We start from the raw sequence: 26,078 nt of genomic DNA, 5'->3' as shown, positions 1-26,078 counted from the left end.
TAATTCGTTTATCAACTATTTCTTCTGCATAATTCGTGCAGGATTACCAACAACGGTCACCCCTGCTGGGACACTTTTAGTCACTACAGCCCCCATACCTACCACAGCACCTTGACCAATAACGAGGGGTTGATTAGGCGTTCCCTGCTTAATCACAGCTCCAGCACCAATGTAAGCATGGTCATGAATATGGATATTACCATTGCATTTGACGCCTGGTGCAAAAGTCACATAATCCCCAATCAAACAGTCATGCTCTACATAGCTGTATAAATTGGCATGGAAACACTTACCAATACAAATGTTAGATGTCACTGTAACAAATGGACTTAATGCTGAACCTTCACCTAGGTCAACTTCATCCATGAGTACCACATTGTCTGCACAAATAGACCACATTTTGATCTCATCTTGCTGCAATTGTAGAGCAATTTTTTCTCGAATTCGGCTGTTCGCGATTGCAATAACCACATGTTTAGAGCTCGCTTGCAACTGCTGAAATGATGCATAATTTACAGCAGGATGACCATTCCATACTGTTGGCTGATCAAAACGATCATCAATAAAATAGAGTTCTGCGGTTAATCCATCACGCTGTAATTGCTGTCTCGCAACAGGCATTAAACTTCGCCCACACCCCGATGCGCCATAAATTGCATAAATAGGTTTAGTCATGATGCTTACCTGACTCCGAACCCATAAATTTCGACATGGTCGCTTCTCCTTCAGCATGAATACCATCACGAATGAGAACTTTTTTAACCGTTTTCAGCATAATTTTAATATCTAACCACAGCGATTGATGGTCAACATACCATGTATCAAGCTTAAACTTCTGTTCCCAGCTAATAGCATTACGGCCATTCACTTGTGCATAACCCGTAATGCCTGGTCGAACCTCATGTCGTCTGGCCTGTTCAGCATTATACAATGGTAAATATTCCATCAATAACGGTCGAGGTCCTACTATGCTCATTTCCCCTTTCAACACATTCCAAAGCTCAGGCAATTCATCCAAACTGGTGGAGCGCAGTAGTTTTCCAAAAGCGGTTAGACGTTCACTATCGGGTAATGCCTCACCTTGGGCATTATAAGCATCTTTCATGGTTCGGAATTTAATCATTTTAAAGGGTAGACCATGTAAACCAGGACGTTCTTGCTGAAATAAAACAGGTGAGCCTAGATTCTTACGAACCAGTAATGCAACCATAATTAAAATAGGTGAAAGTAAGATAAGCGCTAATAAAGCAATCACGATGTCTAATAAGCGTTTAATCATGTTTTGCTCCAGTCACCCATTGTACAAACTGCTGTGACAAAGCCACGCGATTAAACTGCGTCTTAGCAACATTTTGTCCATTTTGTCCCATACGCTTCAGTTGATCACGATCTGACGCAGCTTTCTCTAGCGCATTCGCAAAGGCCTTCGGCTGATCGGGAGGCACAGCAAAACCGCAATGCTCTTTTTCAATCAATTCCGCCAACCATCCTGGATAATTATTCAATACAGGTAATGCAGCTGCAATATAGTCGAAGAATTTATTGGGCGATGTTCCATAATAAAAGGCTGGAACATTGGCTAAAATTTGCATACCAATATCGGCGCCTGCCATTAATGCCGCCAGTTGTTGCTTATTTACAGGATCATGAAAAATAATATTATTCAATTCTAAGCGATGCGCCTGTTGTTGTAAGGCTGGTTTCTGCATACCGTCACCGACCAACACCAATTTAATATCATCCCGTCCACGTTGTTTTAATTCACTTGCCACAGCAATCACTGCTTCTAAACCATTGGCTAGACCATGTGTACCTGTAAAAATCGCCATCAAATCACCGCGATTGACTCCTTCTGGTCGCCATACCTCAATCGGCTGATCGAAAATATCCAAATCACATCCATTGGGAATTGAGGCCACACGCTCAGGCTGAATACCACGACCAATAATGCCATCCACAATCCCTGGTGACAGTCCAATTAAACGATCGGCTGAATGGTAAGACAACCATTCGAGCATAGACATCATCATCAAAATGATGGGATTCTTAATCACTCCCATAGCTTTAGGTAATTCTGGCCATAAATCACGCACCTCAAATACAAAGGTTTTACGACGTAGCCATTTTGCAAAAATACCAGGAATACCTGCTGTGAGCGGTGTGGTTGTGGCAAAAACCACATCGTAAGGTTCGGTGAGTGCCACGCGAATCGACTTAAATGCGAAACTTAAGAATATAAGTACGCGTTTAAGAAAGGACAAAGCATTAGAATAAGGCAATTCAAATTCAATAATATCGATGCCATCAACTATGCCACGACGCACACCCTTTTCAAAAGGCTGGCTTAATCCAGTTTGCCCTGCACCAAAAGAACCACACACCATAGTGACCTGATGTCCTTGACGTAATAGAGCTTGTGCCATGGCATATGAACGAATACCAGTCGATCCCTTTGGCGTTGAAAAATGCTGATGGAAATAGAGAATTTTCATGTCAAATCTTTGATAATGGTCACAATGGTAGTGGGCTGTGTCACAGTGATCTCGAGCACAGGTAATGGATTTTTTTGATAATAGTTACGAGATTCTTCGCCTTGTATTAAATGCATTTGCGCATTCTGAGGTCGTTCAAGCTGCAACATGATTTGACCATTGCTTACTCCGTCTGGCGTGAGTACCCAATGATCAGGCTGTAGTCTCCAACGTAAGATGGCTTGACGCTTAAAGTCAGAGACACGATCAATAACCCTAATAGAATGACGAGTTAAAATAATCTCACGTTCATGTTGTCCACCCCAAGCGTCTTGATAGCCACAACGCCAATGATCTTTTGCATAGTGAAGATTTTTGGGTTTCAGCCAATCACCAAATAAAAAACGACTCAAACGTGGCATTTGCAGATGATCATCAAACTGTACGGTATTGTGACTGGCTGTTCCTGAAAAATAGTCCAAATCTTCTAGGGTAGAGTTATAGCTATAGGTTCCCCCATCACGTAACAGGTTTTCTCCGTGCCACCATACATCCAGATGCAAACTATCGCATTGACTCGGTCTAAAGTGAAAGATCGGTAGTTTAAATGCCAAAAAAAAGGGTCCGATTGTAGCGGTCATTAAGCCACTGTCCTGAAAAAACTGTTGCTTACTCGGCAATTCAAAGGCCTGATTTTGCATTTTTTCTAAGGCAAAAAATACCAATACCTGATCATAGGTGCCCGCAGTTTGATAGTAACTGTGTCCCACAAATAGCGTGCTAGCTAGCTGTACACTTGGTCGAAAATCCGCATAATCGGTTGCCGATACTACCAACAACCGTGCACCATCATTCGCACCTAAATTGGGAGCATTCCCATGTACTTGTGTTAACACATGAAGCCAATCTGTTGCACGTTGTAATTGCTGTTGTAATCGTATGGAAAAGGTCTTATCGTCAAACTGTCGACGAACAATCTCGGCTAGACAATAAGAATCAAGCATTACACGATGATAATTGACTGAATATTGACTAAAACCACCATCTGCCATAATCAAGCATTTGGCCCGATTTTCTAACCAATAACGCCCTGTATCTTGCCATTGCTTGGCTTGTGATGATGGTCGAAAATGATTGAGAAAAACTCCACCTATATACAGTGCGGTGGCTTCAGAGGTACCATGATTATTGTTTTGGGCTATCGCATAATCTATGGTGGGGGAAATTCGTTGCAAGTGAACGTGTATTAAGTCCAGTAATTGAATTTGTGGATCAGCCCGATTTGGTAAACCAAGATAGGCAGCTATCAGGTGCATAACACGAATCGATGCTTCCTGACCACATTTCCAGTTCGGCCCAAAATAAGCTGGATTATTGCAACACCAATCATTCAGCCAACAATCCAGCTCAAGTAAGGCCAGACCATCTTGCTGTTTGCGCTCTCGCACGACAAAGTCAAGCACCCATTGCATGCGAGAAATTTCCCAAATTCCTTTAATGTCACCGATCTGTTCATCAAAGTCGGGAATTTGATACCAAGGTAAATGTGTATCTTTAAATTGACGATGGCTAAACCGATTATAAAACCAATTAGGTATATCCGTTACTGTGGCACCCGATTCTTCATTTGGTCGTGGCGAAGAAAAAAAATTGCCTCGAGGCAACTGTGCTGTCAATTTTTGCACAGAATTCAACCCAATTCTTACACTCAAGCGATATTTCAATACACGAAATAGACTCATAAAGCCTAATGCCCATGCCGTCTTTGCCTTGAGTTGGAGTTGACTCATGTTTGTGCTCGTAATATTTCAGCAACTTGTAAAGTCACACGTGCGACTTCAAAGATTTCATCAGCAGGGATGGGTGTCGGTTGCCCTTGTCGAATACTTTCCACAAATGCTGCCGCACATGCCTCTTGACCTTTATCTTGACGCCACAGATTCATTTTATTGAATCCAGGCCAGCCAAAACCTTTCAGTTTTCTAAAGTTATCGAGCTGTAAAACACGCCCTGCTGTAAAGACTTCTATGCGTTCTTTTGGAAAACTGGATGCACCATTCGCCAAATAAAAAATCGTACCAAATGATCCATCTTCAAAACCAAACGTCATTGAGGCTTTGTCTTCTAGAACCTGCACAGCATCGGTTTCACCCATACGACGAGCCTGAATCGATACAATTTTCGAACCTGCAAGAAAACGCATCAAGTCAATAAAATGGCACGCTTCACCAATAATGCGACCACCACCTATTTGTAAATCTTGTGTCCAATGGTCTGCAGGAATCGCCCCTGCATTCATAGTCATAATAAAACTTTTTGGCTCTTTTACTGTGTCAAGCAAGGCCTTCATTTTTTGCACTTGCGGTGCAAAACGACGATTAAAACCTACCATAACACGGCTATAACGATCGGTTGTACTTTGCTGTTGATACAATTGTTCAATGCGATCAATTTCATCGACATGTAACGCCAACGGTTTTTCTACAAAAACGTGTTTACCTGCAGCAAGCACTTTCTCCACCATCGATGCATGACTATTATGCCGTGTCACAATCGCAATCGTATTGATTTCTGGATGTTGTAACATGGCGTTCAGATCTGTCGATGCTTCGGCAAATCCTGTTTTACTACCATGAATGACGCCATTAATTCCGCCAGCAGTCACAATGGTATGAAGTTGTGCGGAAGCTTTCTTAAATGCGGGAATCAAAATACGTGAGGCATAATTACCAGCTCCAATAAAACCAACTACAGCATTCTCTGGTTCAACCTGTATCGGTTTCAACACCACATTTTGTCCAAGACGTGAGGCAATTGCTGAAGGATATTTGAGTAAAATACCCAACCCTGCCTGATCTTCGGTCAGCACATTGTAAGCCTGTGGCGCATCTTCAAAATCAAATCGGTGGGTAATTAAAGGATCAACATTTAAGGTACCTGCAGCCAACATATCCAAAACAGCGACAAAGTTGCGTTGTTCTGTCCAACGTACAAATCCAAGTGGATAATCATGCCCTTTATCTTCATATTCGGCATCGTAGCGACCAGGCCCATAAGAACATGAAACTTGGAAACTCAGTTCTTTTTCATAAAAGTCAGCACGGTTCAACTCTAAACCTGTCACACCCACTAAAATAATGCGTCCGCGTTTTCGACTCATCCGTGCGGCCTGAGTTACTGGGTCACTAACTTTAGTCGAGGCAGTAATAATCACGCCATCAATCCCTAAACCACGACTAAATGCCAACCCTGTTGCAACAGGGTCTTCTCCACGCCCAGGGTTGCACACTTCGGCACCAAATTGCTTCGCCAATTCCAGCTTGCTTTGGTCAAAATCAATCGCCAGTACACGACAACCATTTGCACGGAGCATTTGAATGGTTAATAAACCAATCAGTCCTGCACCAGTGACGACAAAGCACTCCCCCAAGGTCGGTTCAGCAAGGCGAATTCCTTGTAGGCCGATACTGGCAACAACTGCAAAAGCGGCCGCTTCATCGGAGACTTGATCTGGAATTTTCGCGCAGAGATTTTTTGGCACTTTCACCACATCGGCATGAGGACCATTCGATACGACACGATCACCCACTTTCAGCCCGTCGACACCATGCCCAATTTCATGAATCACGCCAACATTGCAATAACCTAAAGCCAAAGGTTGTGCCAATTTTGATTTCACTGCGTCATAGGTTGTCAATAAACCATCGGTCTGCACTTTTTCAAGAACCATTTTGACTTTTTCAGGTTGCTGACGTGCTTTATCAATTAAAGACGCTTTCCCAAATCCCACCAACATTCGTTCGGTGCCTGCGGAAATCAACGATGTAGTCGTCGCAATCAGCACATGTCCTGATGTGCATTGGGGTGCAGGTGCTTCCGTCACCGTTGTTCCACCATTCGCCATGTCTTGAAGAATTTGACGCATTCACATCACCTTAGAAAAAGAAAATCCCACTTGAAGTGCAAGCCATGCAGCCTCAAACACCAATAAAACCACTTAGCACACGTGAGTTTTATTTTACCCCAGCCGAGAATAATTGCATGTATCAGCAGCAACTGATTTTTTGTATTTAAAGCAAAATTCAACTCATCGCCCTATTCGTATTCACGCATACAATTTTTTGATCCATAACATCACCTGCTGACGCCCCCATGCCACCTGTTTCAGTTGCTGTTGTTGCAGATGAGAAATATCCGACTGCAGGGATAATACACTGTCTTGAAAAGCCTGTTGAATGGAGGTTACATAGACATCATCAATCACCACACAGGGAAAGTGATCTGTAATGCTTTGATAAGCAGACAGTTTCGCCAAAATGAGTAAACACCCACAAGACAGGGCTTCTAAAATTGATGAAGATAACTGATCGCTCTTGGGTAAAGACAAGGCAACATCCGCTGCACACAAATAACCTGACAATTGCGCCTGATCAATAAAACCATCAATTAACTGGATATTATTATCACCTTGAATATGTGATTTCACTTTAGCCAAATATTGCGCATCAAAATCTCCTGCCAAGAGCAGCAGTCGATAGCCCTGACGACCTCGTGCAAACTGTTGAAAAGCCTCCACCACATCCAGTGTACGATACAGCGGCGTAATTCGGCGGTTATAAATCCACACCGTGTCCTGTTCAGAGATGCCTAACTGTTGGCGAACAATTGAACGTTTTTCAGTGGATACACGAAATACCGAAGAAACTCCGAGACTAAAGGTCATTACACGTGATGCTGGTACTGAAAAGTGTTGCGTCAAAGTGTCTTGCATATATTGTGAAGATGCAGTGATTTTTTCTGCAGCATGTAAGGTCCGTCGAATCAAAAATCGATAGATTATGCTTTTTTGCGGTGCAGAAAAAATCTCACTCCCATAGGTGGTCAGCAGATATTTTCGACCACTTAAATATGCACTCAAACCATAACCTGAAGTATTATGCGCATGTAATTGCAAAGCTTTCGGCACAAACAGTCGCAACCATAATCCCAACAGGATATAGGCCACAATACTGCCTAAAGCACCAAAGCGAAGTAAACCATTAAACTTGGTCGTCACCTGTTCTGGTGGGAAAAAGCTATTCTTATGAATGCTATAGATGTGATAAGGAGAACCTAATTCATCGAGATATTCCACCCAATGTCTGACATGCGGACTGCTGGCATTGGCTACATAACTAATGGGTGGGGTCTGCATCGCCATGATTAAATTTCACACTCGCTGAGGTTGACGGCAAAAAAATAGCAATACACTACCTGCATAAGCCAAGAGAATGGCCAATGCAGAAAAGTAAATCTGTGTTGGCAATATCGCTTGCAAACTTAAAGCGATTGTCGCCCAGCATAACGCATTTAATGCTAAACGACTAAATTTCCCCATAGCCACATGTTGTTGAATGTACATCGCCTGTAACGCAGATAAGGGCACCGCACACTGTAACAATACAAAGGTGAGTATCGTAGATGCCTCTAAGGCAAAATGATATAGATAGAATACAGGAACCAATGCTATAGCCGAGCAGAATACCCAAAACATCGAGATCCACAGATAAATGGTTTTCTGTTGACCCGCCGCCTGTTGTTGTTTGACCAATTTCGGCACAAATACCGCACCGAGCACACTCGGAATAAAAATACCGATTTGAAAGAACTGGAAACTTAAAGAAAATACTGCGGCATCATATGCGGAATAGTCAACATTCACCGCTTTCATCAACGCGTAAAGACCAAAAAGCGTGATAAAACCAAATAGAGCCGCTTTAATTGATTGTTCTAGACATTGCTTTAGAACCGTTTTATCCAGCAGTTGCGACAAACCAGTCCCTAAAGTATAAGGCCGAAAGCCAACGTGATAGAATACCAGTGCATTCAACAACATAAACACCAGTGCATAAATCGTAATGATCTCACTCGCAGCGGTTTTACCCAAAAATACACTGGCCATCCAAGCAATGATGAATGCCAAAATGTAGCTCAATAAAGCAAATAACCCTAATGCCTTATATTTTTGTTGATAAGACCATAAGGATTGAATCATGGCAAAACACACACTGCCTGTCGTAAAAAATACAGCTGCAGCAGTGAGTAGACCATTTGAGCGCAGACTTTGCGTATCTCCTCCCCACAACATGGTCGCAAAAGGTAACAGAAACAAACTCAATACGAGGAGTAATATGCTGGTTGCGAGCGTCATTTGTATATGTTGCTCGGGCTGTGAATAAGCGCCTGCCCGTAAAATTTGAGGTCCCCCTCCTAAAGAGGGAAATGCGCCAAATACAGCACTCAGGCTCAGCATTAATACAAAACTGGCGAGTGCCGCATGTCCAAAATACCATGCCAAATACAGACTAAAGAGTAATTGTAAGAATCGTGCAGACCCTACACCGACCACCATAATCACATGAGGGTTCATGGCTACTTAGACCAATGGTGTGAATGGGAAATATACGCTTGTTTTTCTGCTTGGGTGAATCGTTCAGCAATCTTTTTTGCAGGAACGCCCCCCACAATACTAAACGGCTCAACCGATTTATTTACCACACTCCCTGCGGCAATGATTGCGCCTTGCCCAATCTCGACACCTTTTAAAATGGTGACATTGGCACCCACCCAGACATCATTTCCAATTTTTATTTTCGCTTGACGCTGTTGATTGTCTTTGACAAAAAACATCGGTTGAGTGGTGTCCTTAAATTCATGATCACCGCCCAATATGGTGACATTCGGACCAAACATCACATAAGAACCAATCTCAATTTCGCCAGAGAACCAAGCGCGATTGGCAATAAAAACATGATGCCCCAAAGTAATGGTGGAATAACTCAATACCGAGCCTAAGGGACTAAATAGGACATGCTCACCTGCACTACGAAATTTTTGCAAATAACCATACATCAAGACTCGGTTACATGCCCTAAAACAAAAGTTGTGCAGATAGGCTAAACCACGCGCAAGGATTCGTATCATCTATTCAACTCAAATGACTAAATCGAAAGCTTTTGCACCAAAGTCAATCGACTTAAATTCACGGTGTTTGACCAATAATACACGAATGTCCGCCTGCTCAGCCTCGATTAAATCCACCAAAGGAATGTCTTGATACTGATTCACATTCAAATTCGGCTCTACAGCAACCACCTGACAACCACTGTGTTTGAACAAATGTAAACTAATATCCAAGGCAGGGCTTTCACGCAAGTCATCTATATCCGCTTTAAACGCAAGACCATAACAAGCCAGCTTAATATCTTGAATGGTTTTACTCGGATGTTGTTGTAAATAATCGGCAATTTTAATCTTGACCTGATCAATCACCCAGTGAGGTTTACTGTCATTCACTTCACGGGCTGTACGAATTAAACGAGCTTGCTCTGGTGTTTTAGACACAATAAACCATGGGTCAACTGCAATACAGTGTCCACCAACACCCGGACCAGGCTGCAAAATATTGACGCGTGGATGGCGATTGGCCAATTGAATTAATTCAGCCACATGGATGTCTAACTTATCGCAAATGATTGAAAGTTCATTGGCAAAAGCAATATTAATATCACGAAATGAATTCTCTGTCAGCTTACACATTTCCGCAGTCCGTGCATTGGTTTCAATGCACTCCCCTTTGACAAAGGTTCGATACAATTCAATCGCAGCTTTTGAGCATCGAGGCGTCATCCCCCCAATAATACGATCATTACTGATCAACTCTTGTAATACTTTACCTGGTAAGACGCGCTCGGGACAATGGGCAATCAAAACATCAGCAGCCTCTCCAGCCTGTTGAGGAAACGTTAAATCTGGTCGAGCAGCACTGAGCCATGCTTCCATTTCTTCGGTCGCACCTACAGGTGAGGTAGATTCTAAAATCACCAAATTGCCTGCATTTAAATAAGGTGCTAGAGCCTTTGCTGCAGATTCAATATACGCTAAATCAGGCGCATGATCATCTTTAAAGGGTGTCGGCACCGCAACAATATAGGCATCAGCTGCACAAGGCTCCGTTTGCGCCGAAAGTTGTCCCTGTGCAACCACATCACGGACTAAAGCAGCCAAATCTGGCTCTACAATATGCACTTTACCTTGGTTAATAATATCTACAGCATGCTGATTAACATCGACCCCTGTCACTTTTAAACCATGTGCAGCAAACGTCGCCGCAGTGGGTAATCCAATATAACCCAAGCCCACAACACAAAGATGTTTAAAAGAATGCTTCATATACCCAACTTAATGATTTAAATCACTTAAAAATTTTAAATTACAATGCGTGCTGTCGAAGAAAATCAATAATTTTCTGACAAGCTGTACCATCCCCATAGGGATTATGTGCTCCAGCCATACCATGATATATAGCTGGGTCATCCAACAATGCAGAGACATTTTGCACAATTTGTGCTTTATCTGTCCCAACTAATTTCACTGTGCCTGCTTCAACTGCTTCTGGTCGCTCTGTTGTGTCTCTCATTACCAATACTGGTTTGCCTAAGGAAGGTGCTTCTTCTTGAATGCCCCCAGAGTCAGTCATAATGAGATCGCAACGATTCATCAAATACACAAAAGGTAGATAGTCTTGCGGTGCAATTAAAAAGATATTTGGAATATTGGACAATAACTGTTGTACAGGTTGTTGTACATTCGGATTTAAATGTACAGGATACACAATTTGTAAATCTGGATATTTCTCTGCAAGTTCAGCCAATGCTGAACAAATATTGAGAAAACCTTGGCCAAAATTCTCCCGACGATGCCCGGTCACTAAAAGTAATTTTTTTGTTGAATCCAGAAAGGTAAAAGTATGTTGAAATTCTTCAATCAGGGCTTGATCATGTTCAACTTTCTCTTTGACTTGGAGTAAGGCATCAATCACGGTATTACCCGTAATGACAATGCATTCAGGTTGCACATTTTCTTTGATTAAATTTTGATAGGACGATTGTGTCGGCGCAAAATGATAATTGGCTAAAACGCCTGTTAACTGTCGATTAGCTTCTTCTGGCCAAGGTGAATAGAGATCACCTGTACGTAGACCCGCTTCAACATGACCTACTTTAATTTTATGGTAGTATGCAGCCAAAGATGCTGCAAATGTCGTCGCTGTATCACCATGGACTAAAACCAGATCTGGTTGCCACTCTAAAAAGACCTGCTCAAGCCCTTTTAAAACACCCGCTGTCACGTCCGACAATGTCTGACCTTGCCTCATCAGATTTAAGTCATAATCGGGATTCAGTTGAAATAGTGCTAAGACTTGGTCCAGCATTTCTCGGTGCTGACCTGTCACACAGACTTTACATTCAAAGTCATTCTGCTGCTGAAGATGCAATGCAAGTGGTGCCATTTTGATTGCTTCTGGACGTGTACCGAAAACCAATAAGACTTTTTTCACGACATATATCCTGTTTTCAGCCCTAAGTGACAAGCGAGAGAACTATCTAAGAAAATTCAATCTGTAGATAGTTTGAATATTAGAGTTTGATATAATATCAGACTTTGATTTAGCACTAAATCCATTCTCAAACTGTACTGCAAAGAAGCACTAAAAAAATCACGCTTTTATTTTGATTCTTCAGATATCACATATATAAAGAGTATGTTCACAAATACATAAGAAACGTAGCAAAAATTCACTCGATTTTAAGATCAATGATTCTATGCTTTAACTCAACCATGCTAAGATCAATGGCATCAATTTTATGCAAAAAATGATTTGGACATCTCATGAGTAAAGCTTTACCTCTGATTGCTGCAGTTGTGTTAGGCGGTGCGGCCCTAGTACCTGTTTATTATGCGACACAAAATCCAACCACTGAGTTTGGCACGAAAGCTGATAAAAATGCAGCACCTGTTGCTAAGATCAGCTATGCTCTCGGTTATGAAGTTGCAAAACAAACTCCACCAGAGCTTGAAACGAATGCATTTATTACAGGTTTTCGTGATGCACATGCTCAAAAACCTGCAGCATACTCTGAGGAAGAATTACAAGCAGCATATGTAGAATTCCAAAAAGAGATGCAACAAAAGCAACAAGACGAAACCAAAAAAGTTGAGGCAAGCAACTCAAGTTTCTTAGCTGAAAATGCTAAAAAAGAAGGTGTTCAAACAACAGCATCTGGCTTGCAATACAAAATCACCAAAGAAGGAACTGGCAAACAACCTGTTGCAACTTCTGTCGTTAAAGTACATTACAAAGGTCAATTAACTGACGGTAAAGTATTTGACAGCTCATACGATCGTGGTGAACCAATTGAGTTTCCATTAAATCAAGTCATTCCTGGCTGGACTGAAGGTCTACAACTCATGAAAGAAGGCAGTAAGGCAACGCTTTATATCCCTGCTAACTTAGGCTACGGTGAACAAGGCGTGCCAGGCTCTATCCCGCCAAATAGTACTTTGATTTTTGATGTCGAATTAATCGCTGTAAAATAATGATATAGGGAGAGCTTGTGCTCTCCTTTATTTTGGAAGAAAGAATGAAAAAACTTACACTTACTCTCATAACATTGATGATTGGAACGGTTCAAGCAGCTCCTATCACCCTAAAAAGTCCACAAAAAGATCAATTGGGTTATAGCTACGGTTATTTAATGGGGAAAGGAAATACAGAAACACTCAAAGACTTAAACATCGAAACCTTTGTGCTAGGGCTTGAAGATGCAATTAAGGGAAAACCAGCAACACTCAGTGATGAGCAAATGGCGACTGTTCTCAACCAATATAAAAAGCGACTTGAAGCCAAACAATTAGTTGAATTCCAAGAGCAGGCAGAAAAAAATGCTCAAGAAGGAAAAAACTTTCTAGCAGAGAATGCTAAAAAACCAGATATCATCACAACAAAATTAGGTTTACAGTATCAAATTCTTCAACAAGGTGCTGGTAAATCGCCAAAATTAACATCGACAGTAAAAGTTAATTACGAAGGTCGATTAATTGATGGAACTGTGTTTGATAGTTCGATTGCTCGTAACCACCCTGTTGAATTTAAACTGAATCAAGTCATTTCTGGCTGGACTGAAGGTGTCCAAACGATGAAAGAAGGTGGCAAAAGTCGTTTCTTTGTGCCATCTAACTTAGCATATGGTGACGTGGGTGCTGGAGATGCAATTGGACCGAACAGCACACTTATTTTTGATATTGAATTACTCGAAGTGAAATAGTAATAAACCCTCCTTGTTGGAGGGTTTATCTTTTTAATGTTTCAAATGTCTTGGGCGAAAACCCGTGATTAGTAAACCAATAACATAAGCAGCGACACCCAATACACACAAGCCAACAACTTCTGCGATTCGCAACCACTGAGCGATATCACCTTGGTACCATGTTAAAGCATATGCAAGAGCAGCAATCATGGTTATGTTGGCCACTAAAAATTGGAAACCTAGCTTTTTCCAATGCGCCCCAAAACGATAGATATTTCGTTTGTGTAAATAAAAATACAGCATTCCAGCATTGACTAAAGCAGAGCCCGACGAAGCGAGTGCTAAAGCCATATGCTCAGCATGCCAATCAATTAATTTAAAGAATCCAATAAATACAACGTTTAAAATCGCATTTGCAGCAACTGCCATGAGACCAACACGAACTGGTGTTTTGGTATCCTGCTGTGCATAAAAACCCGGTGCAAACACTTTAATCAACATAAATGAAATTACACCCGCACTCATACATTGCAATGCAAGTGCCGTCATATGTGTATCTTCTAAAGTAAATTCGCCACGTTGGAATAAAGCTTGAATAATCGGTGTCGATAACATGAATAATGCAATACTTGCAGGAATACCGACCAACATAATGATCTTAGCAGCCCAATCAATCATGCTTTTAAATTTAGCTTGATCTTGCTCAGCGTGACGCGCAGATAGTGAAGGCAAAATAACTGTCCCGATCGCAACGCCAATGAGACCTAATGGCAGTTCAGTCATTCGTTCAGCACTGTATAACCACGACACTGAACCATCTTGCATGAACGATGCCCAAATCGTATTTAACAGTAAATTAATTTGTGTCACTGAAACACCGAATAATGCAGGCAACATTAGTTTTAAGATACGATCAACACCCTCATGCTTAAAATCAACTTTAGGTGGAATAAGTAAGTTCTTTTTCCAAAGCTCAGGGATTTGTATCGCTAACTGTAAAACACCTGCAACCACGACAGCCCAACCCAATGCCATAATGGGTTCTGCCATAAAAGGTGTTAACCACCATGCTCCTGCAATCATCGCAATGTTCAAAAGCACAGGTGAAAATGCTGGCGATGCAAATGAGCCATAGCTATTTAAGATACTACTCGCAAAAGCCGTCAACGACATGAACATTAAATAAGGAATCGTGAGGCGGAACATATCCACCGCTAAATCAAATTTCTCTGGATCGTTATGAAATCCTGGTGCATACAAATAAATAATCGCTGGTGCGGCAACCATCGCCACAAAAGTTAGTAATGACATAGCCGTCAGCAAACAACCAAACACTCGGCTAATCAGAATCTGCACTTCTGCATGTGTTTTACTAGTTTTATATTCGGTTAAAACAGGAATGAAAGCTTGAGAAAAAGCCCCTTCCGCAAATAAGCGTCGAAAAAAGTTTGGAATACGAAAGGCAACAACGAAAGTATCGAAATCTTTACCCGCACCAAATACATTTAATAGCACGATATCACGCACTAATCCCAAAACTCGAGATAACATCGTCATTGCACTGACAATAATAGTCGATCGCCACAATGCCATCGCATTCACCTACGGCTTATCTTTAAAAAGCGTTATTGTAATGAAACTCAAAATAGATTTCGTTGTGAAATCATAAATTGGCGGATATTTTTTAAGTTAATTTGGCTTGTGATAGCGCTTTTCGGAATCTTTGCCAATCAAAATAAGGACCTGGATCTGTTTTCCGCATTGGTGCAATATCAGAATGCCCCGCGATATGATTCTGAATTTTTGGATAGCTTTTAGCTAGCATCAGTACAACATCAACCAATGCTTGATACTGTGCGTCCTCGAAAGGAAGATCATCGCTGCCTTCCAACTCAATGCCGATCGAATAATCATTACATTCTTTGTGTGCTAGATAACTCGAACGTCCTGCATGCCACGAACGATCATTGAAATTTACAAATTGAATCACTTCACCAGTGCGCAAAATCAATAGATGTGCGGATACTTGCATGCCTTCAATAGTCTGAAAATAAGGATGAGTATTCCAATCTAACTTATTTTGAAAGAATTGCTGGATATAACCACCACCAAATTGAGAGGGTGGCAAACTGATGTTATGAATAACAATCAGTTGAATGTCAGCATCCATTGGACGTGCATTAAAATTTGGTGATGGAAGTTGCGTCGCACCATCTAATACACCATTTCGAATTTGCGCAAATCTAGAACGTTGCATGGTTTATCAAATCGGCAATTTAATCTTTATCTTTGCCATTTTGACATGCTTTATGCGCAATAATCGAGATGAAATGCTTATTTTTTATGTTGAGGGTGCTAATATAACGCACTAGTTTTTTGGTCAACCTATACTGGAAATAGTATGAGCATTCCTCAATCTTTGCTTGAACAATCGATTCAAATTAACATTCAACAAGCATTACAGGAAGATATTGGGGACGGTGATATCACCGCAATGCTCACACCAGAAGATGAGCAAGCTACAGCAACGATTATCACTCGTGAAGACATGGTATTGGCTGGTCAACCTTGGGTTAACGCCTTAATCAAAGCTTATGATAAAAATGTTCAAATCACGTGGTTAAAGCAAGAAGGTGAACTTGTTCAAGCCAATCAAGCTTTTCTAAAATTGGCAGGTTCAGCCCGTAGCTTACTGACTGTTGAGCGCCCTGCTTTGAATTTTGTGCAAACCCTTTCGGCTGTGGCGACCAAAACGGCAAATTACGTCAAACAATTGGATGGTTTAAACACTAAACTTTTGGATACACGCAAAACCTTACCAGGCTTACGCATCGCTCAAAAATATGCAGTGGCAATCGGTGGTGGTCAAAATCATCGTCTAGGTTTATTTGACGCTTTCCTAATTAAAGAAAATCACATTATGGCAGCGGGTGGTATTGCCCAAGCCATTACCAAAGCACATCAAATCGCACCAGGTAAACCAGTAGAAGTAGAAGTAGAGACTTGGGACGAGTTGAATCAAGCACTCGAAGCTGGAGCTGATATCGTGATGTTAGATAATTTCAGCCAGCAACAAATGATTGATGCAGTGAAGCATGTGGCTGGACGGTGTAAGTTAGAAGCCTCAGGCAATATTACTATTGAGAACTTACGCGAAGTTGCCACAACTGGCGTAGATTATATTTCAATGGGTGTACTGACTAAGGATGTGAGAGCTGTAGATTTATCTATGCGTTTTAATGCTTAAGCATCATCTACATCTTTTGTTTCCTTCTGAGTCGAAGTGTCACTAGAGACTTCGACTTTTTCATTCCAAGCTGACTTAGCTTGTGTCGAATCAGTAGAGCGTGGATCAACAGCCATCAAAACAAAAGTCACTGCTGTTAAAAAAACGAGAAATACTTGAACCATTATTCCCCCTCCTTGTTATTTTCAATTTACGCAAGCGTACCAAACTAAGATGAGCTAAATAAGCGGGTATTGTTACCGTTTGAAAATTTATAATGCGTCTATGTAGAGATAGATATTCATTGATCATGTTTATTTTTATGTCGCTTAGAGATACATTGACCCATAAACTATTTTAAATCATAAAAAATGGAATCTATTTTCGAAACCTTCTTTACTTTGCTTTTTCAAATCATCCGCTTTTTTCTGCATATCATTTTTGAAGTGATTATCGAAGGCTTAATTCGTGGCACTGGATATTGTGTTGTATCTGCTTATCGATTGAGACGTCACGTTGATATTGAGAGCACTGAGGTTTTTATTGTTGGCTTTATTACATGGGGCATGGTTATCTTTTTGGCTATTTATTTTTTCCTTCTGATCTAATCTTAAATAAAAAAAGGCGGTCTAAAAAAAACAGACCGCCCGCACTATCAACTGGAACTTACCAACCGAGTGCTTGCTGTTGCTTTTGAATCAACTCTGAGATTCCTTTTTCTGCAAGCTCTAACATGGCATTACACTGCTGGCGTGTGAACGGTTTGTCTTCTGCCGTCCCTTGAATTTCAATAAATTCACCTGCTTGTGTCATCACCACGTTTAAATCCGTTTGGCAATTTGAATCTTCTTCGTAGCATAAATCTAGTAGGACTTCGTCTTGATACATTCCGACTGATATCGCTGCCACTAAACCTTTTAATGGGTCATGTTTAATTTTCTTGTTGCTCAGCAATACATTCATTGCATCTACCAATGCAACCGCTGCACCTGTGATTGCCGCAGTACGTGTACCGCCATCCGCTTGGATCACATCACAGTCAATCGTAATCGTGTTTTCGCCCAACTTCTTCAAGTCCACCATCGCACGAAGACTACGACCGATTAATCGTTGAATCTCTTGAGTACGACCCGTTTGCTTACCACGTGCTGCCTCACGATCACTACGCGTGTGCGTTGAGCGTGGCAACATGCCATATTCCGCAGTTACCCAACCTTGTCCCTGACCTTTCAAGAAACGAGGTACTGAATTATCAATGCTTGCTGTACACAACACTTTGGTATGGCCAAATTCAACCAAAACTGAACCTTCAGCGTATCGGGTATAATTACGCGTAATCTTTACGTCACGTAACTGGTCTAATGCTCTTTGGTCAATACGCATAATAATTCCTTAAAACGATAGCACAACTATAATTGCACCATAGTATATCTCAATTACACGTACTTTCCCTTTTGCTTGTTGGTAAAGAGCATCGCTTAATGACTCAAACAATGCTCTATCTTAATTAAGCAGCTTTACCAAACATGCTTTTCACTGCGTCAACAAAGCTATGTTTGATCGCCACCAAACGGTCTACCACATTGTCAGGCAAAGAGTGAATCGCCAGACGTTTATATACACTCACAATTTGAGATCCAAACGGCGCTGTATTGTACTGTTGACCAAACTCTGCACAGACTGCACGTACTTTAGGAGCCATCTCTTGATAGCGGTTGGCAGGTACATCTGGGAACAAGTGATGTTCGATTTGATGACTCAAGTTACCACTTAAGAAATGCATGATTTTACCACCAGTAAAGTTTGCTGAACCACGAATCTGACGCAAGTACCACTCTGCTTTGGTTTCATTATCAATATTGTCAGTGATAATTTCAGAGTCTTCTGTGAAGTGACCACAATAAATCACGGTCGATGCCCAGTAGTTACGGATCAGATTGGCAACAAAGTTACCCGCTAATACTGGCAAGAACATTGGGCCAGCGATCAATGGGAACAATACATAATCTTTACCGAACTGACGTACCATCTTTTTACGTAGATTTTTGGATTCTACATACACTTCTTTCCAAGTTTTGGTGCCATCAAATAATACTTTTTCCATCTCTAGACGTTGTAAAGCCAATAGCCATTCAAAACCCGTAGATAATACAAAACCCGTTGGTACGTTAAACAAAAAGCGAGGTTCCCACTTTTGCTCACGACTCATACGCATCACGCCATAACCACTAATGTCATGATCCATGCCGTACACATTGGTATAAGTATGATGCTTATAGTTATGGGTATATTTCCAATCTTCACCCGTACACACCGTATCCCAGTCGTAGGTTGCACCATTAAGCGTTGGATCATTTAACCAGTCGAACTGACCATGCATCACATTATGACCAAGTTCCATATTTTCAACGATTTTAGATACGCCTAGCATAACGGTACCTAATAACCATACAGGTGGAATCCAACCACCAAACATCAACATGCCGCGTGACGCAATTTCGGTGTAGCGTACAAAGTTACGTACTTTATAAATATAATCAGAATCTTCTTTGCCAATTTTAGCCATGGTTTCAGTACGGATGGCTTCAATCTTACGGCCAAACTCTTGTACTTCTTCTGGTGTTAATGCACGGCTTGTATTACCGCCAAATTTGATTGGAGGAATCGTTTTAGTCGGATTTACTGTCATCATGTTCATAATATTATTCTCTATCTGGTCAATATGAATTAAAGGTCAATCTCAACGGGACTCACTGCTTCACTCACACACAACTTAATTTGCACATTGTTTTGGTTATCGATTTCACCTGTAAGTAGATTTTTCACTGCACCACTAACCTTGGTACAAACACAGGTATTACAAATCCCCATACGACAACCAAAAGATGGTTTCAAACCTGCAGCTTCAGCACTGGCCAATAGGTTGCCACGGCCTTCAAACTCTTGCATACTGCGGCGGAAATTGACTGGTTGGATTTGAGCATCCACATCCATCGTCACTGGCAAGAAGCTTTCTTGCGTTAAACGGTCTAACCAACCACGTTTCGCCCAGATTTGACGTGTCGCTTTCATCAACCCTGGAGCAGCACACACATAGGTTTGACGTTGAGCAGCATCAGCACACAAACGATCCAAAGTTTCTTCATCAAAATAAGCAGGTTGTTCAGCACTATCGACAATAATGTGTAGCTTAAAATGCGCATATTCTGCTGCCAGTGTTTCCAATTCAGTACGGAACGCTGGATCACGTGAGTAATAAATCAACGTTACAGGTTGATTTGAACGTGCTAAAGCCTGTTTCGCAATCGGAATAATCGGCGTAATACCACTACCTGCAGATACCAAAAGAATTGGTTGTTTACCTTCTTCTGTATCAAAGTCTTTTAGCGTAAATTCGCCCATCGCCTGAGTAATTTCAATCACATCACCAGCACGTGCGCTGTTGGCTAAATAGTTAGATACACGACCTTGTTTTTTTATACCCAATACCAATTTGTCGTGACTTGGTGAACTCACCAAGCTATACGCTCGTTGATGCAGCACACCATCAATACGAACCGTGACCATTACAAATTGACCAGGCTGATAGGTTGTAAATTTATTGTTACTGCTTAAAGTGACCTTGATCATTTCATCTGCAATAGGCTCAATCGCTTCGATTTTTGCCATAATGCGGCGCAAAGTCCACATCGGGTTAACTTTTGCAAGGATAAAATCAACAAAATCTTCACGAACCCAATGCGGTTGATAATTTAACTTAGCGTTCATACGTTCCTCGTTTTGTATCTGGCTATTTATATTGAGTGAACAAATGTTCATGTAGTGAACATGTGTACACTATATTAATTTGTGTTCACTGAGTCAACACTTGTTCACTAATTTTTGGTTATTTTTAATACTTTTTTATAAATCGCTAAAATGACGAGAAAAAATAATGGATTAATCAACAAATCTAGCCCTAACAAAACATGTTTCTATTCTCGCTTGGCAACTTCACTTCTTAACAGGCATTAAATGGTTATGAGAACAAAGAAAGTATTGGTATAAATTCTATTTGCAGCCTAGCTGCTCATTTTCTTGCTAGGCTTTAGACACTTCTCAGGACAAAGTTGCTTTGTTTAATCCTCGCTCAGGGCTAAAAAAATCATGTTTTTTTTGCTAGACTCTGCTGTATGAATTCAATGGATCTTTTTCATGTCGATTAGAGATGAACGAAAACAACAGAGCCGACAAGCTCTGCTTGATGCAGCACTCCATCTCAGTACTTCTGGACGCTCATTTAGTAGTATCAGTTTGCGTGAAGTGGCTCGCGAAGTTGGTTTAGTACCAACGGCGTTTTATCGTCATTTCCAAGACATGGAAGCGTTAGGGCAAGAACTCGTTGATCAAGTTTCTTTGCATCTCAAAAGCCTGATTCATCAACTGGGGCAAAGTTATTTACAACACAGCGGGTCTGCCAAAACACGAACCAGCATTGAGTTGTTTGTCCAAGCAGTAAATCATAGCCCTCAACAGTGGCAATTTATGATCGCTGAACGTTGGGGTGGTTCTGAAACAGTACGAATTGCGATTGCCCGTGAAATCGAATTTTTGATTGAAGATCTTGCCATTGACCTGTGCAAACTCGAAACCTTCAAACATATTAAAGAAGCCAAAGACCTCCAAGTCTTATCAACGATTTTGATTAATATGTCCTTTACATGGGCGATGACATGGATCAACTTACCCAAACAGTTCACGATTGATCATTTGTTAGAACAGCAAAATTTATTTATCGATAATGCAGCGACTCAAGTGCGCTTACTATTTCGTGGGATCTCAAACTGGGAACCTCAAAACGCTTGATTATATCAATATGAAAGGTTGATATATAAAAGCATTGCTAAGCGTTATGATGCATTAGACAATAGCGCGATGCCGTTTAGAACACTATGAGGAGCTTAAAAGCATCATGAATCCTGATCGTCATACTCAGTTCTTAATACGTAAAGAAAAAATTTTGCAGGTTGCGGAAAAGCTATTATTAGAAAACAACCAAGAAATGACCCTCGATGAACTGGTTGCCGAACTGGATATCGCAAAAGGCACCTTATATAAGCATTTCCGTAGCAAAAATGAGTTGTTACTTGAACTGATCATTCAAAATGAAAAAGAAATTCTCAAGATTTCAGATCAGTACAATACAGATTTCAAAGAATATGCCCCTCGTTATATGCTGCATCATTTAACGGCGCCGAGTCGTACGATTCTTTTACATCAGTTAGAAGAACATCTGACCATGACGGAGTCGAAACTCAAACATTTGTTTGATGAACTATACGCTGTTCGCCAACAACGTATTGTTTCACTCAAAGACATGACTGAAAAATATTTAAAATCACAGAACTACGATATGTCGATTCGAGACTATTTATCTTATATCTGGTCTCTTACTTATGGCGCAGCGTTATTATTGAACTCAAGCTATTACCAGCGTTCAATAGGCTCTCGCCAAAAACTGATTAATCTCTATGTCAGCCAAGCGCTATCTTTACCTACTCAAACAGTACAGATCGATCTAAAAGAATTTCAGCTCGATGAAAACGCTTAAATAAAAAAAGGACTGTCATCACAGTCCTTTTTTTATGATCCAAGCATGCCAATTATTTAGCTTTACGCTCTTTCTCAAGTAGGAAGTCAACGACTTGAGTCACTTTAGCATCTTCACCTTGCACCACATATTTGCCATTTACTACAACTGCTGGAACACCCGTCAACTGATATTGTTGAGCTAATTTGTTAGATTCAGCAATTTTTGCAGTAATAGGGAATGAATTGAACATACTGTTAAATTTCTGTTCTGGCACACCATAACGTGCAAAGAATTTTGCTTGAGAAGCTTGGTCAAAGATTTGTTGACCACCTTCATGAATCGCATGGAACAATGGAATATGGGTTTTCTTACGTACGCCAAGCGCTTCAGAAACGTAGTAACCACGTGCGCCCTGCTCCCATACTTTATTCATCGCAGCAGGTGTACGTAAGAAATAAACATCACTTGGAATCTTCTTTAACCACGTTTGCATATGTGGCTCAAGTTTGAAGCAATGTGGACATCCGTACCAAAAGAATTCACGTACTTCGAGTTTGCCTGCTGGTGCAGCGGTCTTCACTGGATTCGCAACCACCGTATAATCTTTACCAGCAACAAAATTAGCCGCCATAGCATTCATTGAAAACGCCATTGCAACCGCACTTAAACCACCTAATACTAACTTTTTCATTGAGTTTGCTTTTCCTCTAAGCATTTTTCGTAAGTTTATATGCTAAATATAAATCAAACACGATCAATTCGTTTTGCTTCTGTGAAGTTTTTTATAGGATTTATCGCTTTTTTTTCAAGAATCGCTACACTAGACCTAGATCATTATGCCAATAAATAGAGGTGACACCATGTCGCAATTGAATGTTGACCCACAAGAAATCGCAAAATTTGAAGCATTGGCTGCCAAATGGTGGGATCAACATTCTGAATTCCGCCCTCTCCATCAAATTAACCCATTACGTTTAAACTGGATTGATGAGCGTGTAGGTGGATTGGCAGGCAAGAAAGTTTTGGATGTCGGTTGCGGTGGTGGCATCCTCGCAGAAAGCATGGCACGTCGTGGTGCAGATGTTCTCGGTATTGATATGGGCGAAGCCCCACTCGCTGTCGGTCGTCTACACGCACAACAAGAAAATGTACAAAACATTGAATATCGCCAAATCCCTGTTGAGCAGCTTGCTCTAGAGCAAGCAGGTCAATACGATGTTGTCACATGCATGGAAATGATGGAGCACGTGCCTGATCCAGCTTCGATTGTAAAAGCATGTCAAAGTTTGGTGAAACCAGGCGGTCATGTATTCTTTTCAACGATCAACCGTAATCCTAAATCGTATTTGTTTGCGATCATTGGCGCTGAGTACGTGTTACGTTTACTACCAAAAGGCACGCACGATTATCATAAATTCATTCGCCCATCTGAAATGGCGCATGATATTCGCAACGCTGGTCTTAGCTTAAAAGAAATGATTGGTCTTCACTATAATCCAATCACCAAACACTATTGGTTAGCCCCAAATGTCGATGTGAATTATATGGTTCATACTACAAATACAGGTGCCTAATGAAAGCGGTATTATTCGATCTTGATGGAACGCTCATAGACACTGCGGCTGACTTTATTCGCATTATTCAACAGATGTGTCGTGATGAGCAACGTCCAGTTGTTGATGCAGAGTTAATTCGAACTCAAGTGTCAGAAGGCGCTCGAGCCATGGTGAAATTGGTCTATCCAGAGTTAGACGTGACTGATCCTGTGTTTCTCGCTCATCGCCAACGCTTTTTAGATGTATATGGTGAAAATATCGTTGTTGATACAGACCTTTTTAATGGTATGTACCCTTTACTCGAAGAGCTAGAAGCAAAACAAATTCCATGGGGTATCGTAACCAACAAACCACGTGGTCTGAGTGAGTCACTGCTTAAAGAGTTAAATCTCAGCTCACGTTGTTCAGTCTTGGTTTGCCCCGAAGATGTTCGAAATACCAAACCAGATCCTGAACCGATGTATTTGGCAGCAAAACAACTTCAAATCGCTGCCGAAGAAATCATCTATGTTGGTGATCATCCTCGTGATATCGATGCAGGTCGCAATGCGAGTATGTATACGATTTTGGCAGCGTATGGTTATTTACCAATTGAATCTCGTGATGACCTTGATGCGTGGAATGCAGATGCGATTATCCAAACAGTTCCGGAATTACATGAATTGCTCAAACAGAAAATCACTGTTTTGTCAGAAAATCAGCGTATGATGGGTTAAACATTAAAGATAATTATAGGAGGCATAACAATGAAATATTCAGAATATCAACCTCGTCCTGATCTATTAAAAGACCGCATTATTCTGATTACAGGTGCGGGTGATGGAATTGGGCGTGCGGCTGCTATTAGTTATGCCTTGCATGGCGCTACCGTCGTATTACATGGTCGCACACTGAATAAGCTTGAAGTTATTTATGATGAAATTGAGGGCTTAGGTGCACCTCAACCTGCAATTTTACCTTTACAGCTGTCTACCGCATCAAGCCATGACTATGAGCTATTGGTCGACACACTCGAGCAACAGTTTGGTCGTTTAGACGGTATTTTACATAATGCAGGCATGTTAGGTGATCGCGTAGAATTAGCACATTATCCTGTAGATGTTTGGGATGATGTTATGGCCGTTAATCTAAGAGCGCCTTTTGCATTAACTCAAGCATTATTACCTTTACTCGAAAAGTCTGATCGCGCTTCAGTTGTATTTACCAGTTCAAGTGTAGGTCGAGAAGCTCGTGCATTGTGGGGAGCTTACTCCGTTTCAAAAGTCGCGATTGAAGCGATGAGTAAAATTTTTGCAGCTGAAAACACTTATCCGAATATTCGATTCAACTGCATCAATCCTGGTGGGACGCGAACAGCCATGCGAGCAAAAGCCTATCCTGAAGAGGATCCGAAGGTTTTACCAACACCAGATAACATCATGCCTGCCTATTTATATTTGATGGGTGATGACAGTTTAGAAATGAATGGTCAAAGCATAGATGCTCAAAGCTAGAATGATAAAAATTCTAATGGATGAGTGAAAGAGGCTGCTGAAGGAATCTTCATAGTTTTAAACGAATCATGAATTGATCTTCACAGTTTCTCTGCATTTTTAAGTTACAGTTTTCACATGAGAGACATCCGAAGTCACTAAGGTGCATCATGAAAAAAATTTTCATTATCTTTGTTTTAGGTTCAACCGCTGTATTAAGTAGTATGAACAGCATCGCAGGTCCACACTTTGATCGCGGAGAAGACTCGCGAGGTGGTTGGCAAGGTCGTGGTTTAGATAACTCGGATAATGAAAATCGTATGCGTGAACGTCGTATGCGCGAAGAACGTGGTGTTGAACGTTTGAAACAACATCGTTGGCAAGCAGGTTATGTAATGCCTCAACATTATCGAGGTAATGGTTATAAAGTCGATTATAAACAAAATAATCTTCCGAAACCGGGTCGAAATGAACAATGGTATAAAATCAATAATGACTACATTCTAGTCAATTCCGATGATAATAGTATTATTCGTATTGTCGGTTTCTAAGCCTTTGAAACCTCAGTTGAGCAATTTAAATTCGCTACAACAGTACTAAGAGATTTATCTTTTGCTTTTTTTGGTTAGAATCAAATAAATTGCAGTAAATC

General features: G+C 41.0%; 27 protein-coding genes. 10 read left to right on the top strand and 17 right to left on the bottom strand.

Annotated features, from left to right (window positions below; genetic code table 11):
* Positions 1 to 15: 15 nt before the first annotated feature.
* From R2H34_RS00440 to wecB, 10 genes are all read right to left on the bottom strand, one after another.
* Positions 16 to 675, bottom strand: a complete 660-nt coding sequence (locus tag R2H34_RS00440; protein ID WP_087539503.1) for an acetyltransferase — start codon at positions 673 to 675, stop codon at positions 16 to 18.
* Positions 668 to 1,279 carry a sugar transferase gene (locus R2H34_RS00435; protein ID WP_004966949.1) on the bottom strand — a complete coding sequence of 204 codons (612 nt, stop codon included), beginning with the start codon at positions 1,277 to 1,279 and terminating at the stop codon, positions 668 to 670. Before R2H34_RS00435 ends, R2H34_RS00440 begins: the two co-directional genes overlap by 8 nt.
* Complete coding sequence (locus tag R2H34_RS00430; RefSeq protein WP_318342369.1) at positions 1,272 to 2,492, bottom strand: glycosyltransferase family 4 protein; 1,221 nt, start codon at positions 2,490 to 2,492, stop codon at positions 1,272 to 1,274. The genes R2H34_RS00435 and R2H34_RS00430 overlap by 8 nt, the downstream gene beginning before the upstream one ends.
* Positions 2,489 to 4,261 carry a heparinase II/III family protein gene (locus R2H34_RS00425; protein ID WP_005403838.1) on the bottom strand — a complete coding sequence of 591 codons (1,773 nt, stop codon included), beginning with the start codon at positions 4,259 to 4,261 and terminating at the stop codon, positions 2,489 to 2,491. Before R2H34_RS00425 ends, R2H34_RS00430 begins: the two co-directional genes overlap by 4 nt.
* Entirely contained in the window at positions 4,258 to 6,396 is a 2,139-nt protein-coding gene (locus tag R2H34_RS00420) for a bi-domain-containing oxidoreductase (RefSeq protein ID WP_087539505.1), read from the bottom strand. The genes R2H34_RS00425 and R2H34_RS00420 overlap by 4 nt, the downstream gene beginning before the upstream one ends.
* 180 nt (positions 6,397 to 6,576) lie before the next feature.
* Complete coding sequence (locus R2H34_RS00415; RefSeq protein WP_087539506.1) at positions 6,577 to 7,671, bottom strand: glycosyltransferase family 4 protein; 1,095 nt, start codon at positions 7,669 to 7,671, stop codon at positions 6,577 to 6,579.
* Between the two features lie 9 nt (positions 7,672 to 7,680).
* On the bottom strand, positions 7,681 to 8,880 hold the full coding sequence (locus tag R2H34_RS00410) for a hypothetical protein (protein WP_318342368.1): 1,200 nt from the start codon (positions 8,878 to 8,880) through the stop codon (positions 7,681 to 7,683).
* A gap of 2 nt (positions 8,881 to 8,882) precedes the next feature.
* The gene (locus R2H34_RS00405) at positions 8,883 to 9,434 is read right to left on the bottom strand and encodes an acyltransferase (RefSeq protein ID WP_318342367.1); all 552 of its coding nucleotides are present in this window, start codon (positions 9,432 to 9,434) and stop codon (positions 8,883 to 8,885) included.
* A gap of 9 nt (positions 9,435 to 9,443) precedes the next feature.
* Positions 9,444 to 10,682, bottom strand: coding sequence for a UDP-N-acetyl-D-mannosamine dehydrogenase (gene wecC / locus R2H34_RS00400; RefSeq protein ID WP_087539510.1), 1,239 nt, complete (start codon positions 10,680 to 10,682; stop codon positions 9,444 to 9,446).
* Between the two features lie 40 nt (positions 10,683 to 10,722).
* Positions 10,723 to 11,850, bottom strand: a complete 1,128-nt coding sequence (gene wecB / locus R2H34_RS00395; RefSeq protein ID WP_125318364.1) for a non-hydrolyzing UDP-N-acetylglucosamine 2-epimerase — start codon at positions 11,848 to 11,850, stop codon at positions 10,723 to 10,725.
* Between the two features lie 332 nt (positions 11,851 to 12,182).
* Between wecB and R2H34_RS00390 the strand changes: the two genes are divergently transcribed.
* The gene (locus tag R2H34_RS00390) at positions 12,183 to 12,890 is read left to right on the top strand and encodes an FKBP-type peptidyl-prolyl cis-trans isomerase (RefSeq protein ID WP_151707821.1); all 708 of its coding nucleotides are present in this window, start codon (positions 12,183 to 12,185) and stop codon (positions 12,888 to 12,890) included.
* Positions 12,891 to 12,934: 44 nt separating this feature from the next.
* Entirely contained in the window at positions 12,935 to 13,618 is a 684-nt protein-coding gene (locus R2H34_RS00385; RefSeq protein WP_318342366.1) for an FKBP-type peptidyl-prolyl cis-trans isomerase, read from the top strand.
* Positions 13,619 to 13,651: 33 nt separating this feature from the next.
* On the opposite strand, the gene murJ is transcribed toward R2H34_RS00385, so the two are convergent.
* Both murJ and ampD read right to left on the bottom strand, forming a co-directional pair.
* Positions 13,652 to 15,202 (bottom strand): murein biosynthesis integral membrane protein MurJ, encoded by a 1,551-nt coding sequence (gene murJ / locus R2H34_RS00380; protein WP_171293815.1) that lies wholly within the window; start codon positions 15,200 to 15,202, stop codon positions 13,652 to 13,654.
* Between the two features lie 82 nt (positions 15,203 to 15,284).
* Positions 15,285 to 15,857 (bottom strand): 1,6-anhydro-N-acetylmuramyl-L-alanine amidase AmpD, encoded by a 573-nt coding sequence (gene ampD, locus R2H34_RS00375; RefSeq protein WP_151723019.1) that lies wholly within the window; start codon positions 15,855 to 15,857, stop codon positions 15,285 to 15,287.
* Positions 15,858 to 16,001: 144 nt separating this feature from the next.
* On the opposite strand from ampD, the gene nadC reads away from it, so the two are divergent.
* Positions 16,002 to 16,847, top strand: a complete 846-nt coding sequence (nadC, locus tag R2H34_RS00370) for a carboxylating nicotinate-nucleotide diphosphorylase (protein WP_004966924.1) — start codon at positions 16,002 to 16,004, stop codon at positions 16,845 to 16,847.
* Here nadC and R2H34_RS00365 read toward each other — a convergent pair.
* Entirely contained in the window at positions 16,844 to 17,011 is a 168-nt protein-coding gene (locus R2H34_RS00365; protein WP_168154921.1) for a hypothetical protein, read from the bottom strand. The two genes, nadC and R2H34_RS00365, sit on opposite strands and share 4 nt — an antisense overlap.
* A 186-nt stretch (positions 17,012 to 17,197) precedes the next feature.
* Between R2H34_RS00365 and R2H34_RS00360 the strand changes: the two genes are divergently transcribed.
* Positions 17,198 to 17,434: a hypothetical protein gene (locus R2H34_RS00360; RefSeq protein WP_004966920.1), complete on the top strand. Its 237-nt coding sequence runs from the start codon at positions 17,198 to 17,200 to the stop codon at positions 17,432 to 17,434.
* A gap of 58 nt (positions 17,435 to 17,492) precedes the next feature.
* Here the strand turns inward: R2H34_RS00360 and rph are convergent, their stop codons facing one another.
* From rph to R2H34_RS00345, 3 genes are all read right to left on the bottom strand, one after another.
* Entirely contained in the window at positions 17,493 to 18,209 is a 717-nt protein-coding gene (gene rph / locus R2H34_RS00355; RefSeq protein WP_004907303.1) for a ribonuclease PH, read from the bottom strand.
* Positions 18,210 to 18,333: 124 nt separating this feature from the next.
* Positions 18,334 to 19,524, bottom strand: coding sequence for a fatty acid desaturase family protein (locus tag R2H34_RS00350; RefSeq protein WP_004966919.1), 1,191 nt, complete (start codon positions 19,522 to 19,524; stop codon positions 18,334 to 18,336).
* A 29-nt stretch (positions 19,525 to 19,553) separates the two neighbouring features.
* A complete protein-coding gene (locus tag R2H34_RS00345; protein WP_151730498.1) occupies positions 19,554 to 20,594 on the bottom strand; it encodes a ferredoxin reductase in 1,041 nt (346 codons plus the stop codon).
* A 426-nt stretch (positions 20,595 to 21,020) separates the two neighbouring features.
* Here R2H34_RS00345 and R2H34_RS00340 point away from each other — a divergent pair, with 426 nt between their 5' ends.
* Together R2H34_RS00340 and R2H34_RS00335 are read left to right on the top strand one after the other, a co-directional pair.
* Positions 21,021 to 21,671, top strand: coding sequence for a TetR family transcriptional regulator (locus R2H34_RS00340; protein ID WP_004956897.1), 651 nt, complete (start codon positions 21,021 to 21,023; stop codon positions 21,669 to 21,671).
* A 106-nt stretch (positions 21,672 to 21,777) separates the two neighbouring features.
* Entirely contained in the window at positions 21,778 to 22,416 is a 639-nt protein-coding gene (locus R2H34_RS00335; protein WP_004907310.1) for a TetR/AcrR family transcriptional regulator, read from the top strand.
* A 52-nt stretch (positions 22,417 to 22,468) separates the two neighbouring features.
* Here R2H34_RS00335 and R2H34_RS00330 read toward each other — a convergent pair whose 3' ends face one another.
* Positions 22,469 to 23,089 (bottom strand): thiol:disulfide interchange protein DsbA/DsbL, encoded by a 621-nt coding sequence (locus R2H34_RS00330; protein ID WP_004907312.1) that lies wholly within the window; start codon positions 23,087 to 23,089, stop codon positions 22,469 to 22,471.
* 169 nt (positions 23,090 to 23,258) lie between these two features.
* Here R2H34_RS00330 and ubiG point away from each other — a divergent pair, with 169 nt between their 5' ends.
* From ubiG to R2H34_RS00310, 4 genes are all read left to right on the top strand, one after another.
* Entirely contained in the window at positions 23,259 to 23,972 is a 714-nt protein-coding gene (gene ubiG / locus R2H34_RS00325; protein WP_004907314.1) for a bifunctional 2-polyprenyl-6-hydroxyphenol methylase/3-demethylubiquinol 3-O-methyltransferase UbiG, read from the top strand.
* Complete coding sequence (locus R2H34_RS00320; protein ID WP_075695949.1) at positions 23,972 to 24,670, top strand: HAD family hydrolase; 699 nt, start codon at positions 23,972 to 23,974, stop codon at positions 24,668 to 24,670. Before ubiG ends, R2H34_RS00320 begins: the two co-directional genes overlap by 1 nt.
* A gap of 30 nt (positions 24,671 to 24,700) precedes the next feature.
* A complete protein-coding gene (locus R2H34_RS00315) occupies positions 24,701 to 25,447 on the top strand; it encodes a YciK family oxidoreductase (RefSeq protein ID WP_075695950.1) in 747 nt (248 codons plus the stop codon).
* 149 nt (positions 25,448 to 25,596) lie between these two features.
* Complete coding sequence (locus R2H34_RS00310; protein WP_004907321.1) at positions 25,597 to 25,977, top strand: RcnB family protein; 381 nt, start codon at positions 25,597 to 25,599, stop codon at positions 25,975 to 25,977.
* The last annotated feature ends 101 nt before the right edge of the window (positions 25,978 to 26,078 follow it).

The sequence above is a fragment of the Acinetobacter sp. 16 genome, assembly GCF_033439925.1.
Lineage (GTDB): Bacteria > Pseudomonadota > Gammaproteobacteria > Pseudomonadales > Moraxellaceae > Acinetobacter > Acinetobacter junii.
The sequence above is the reverse complement of the archived record's forward strand: the minus strand, read 5'-3'. Positions and strand labels throughout refer to the sequence as shown.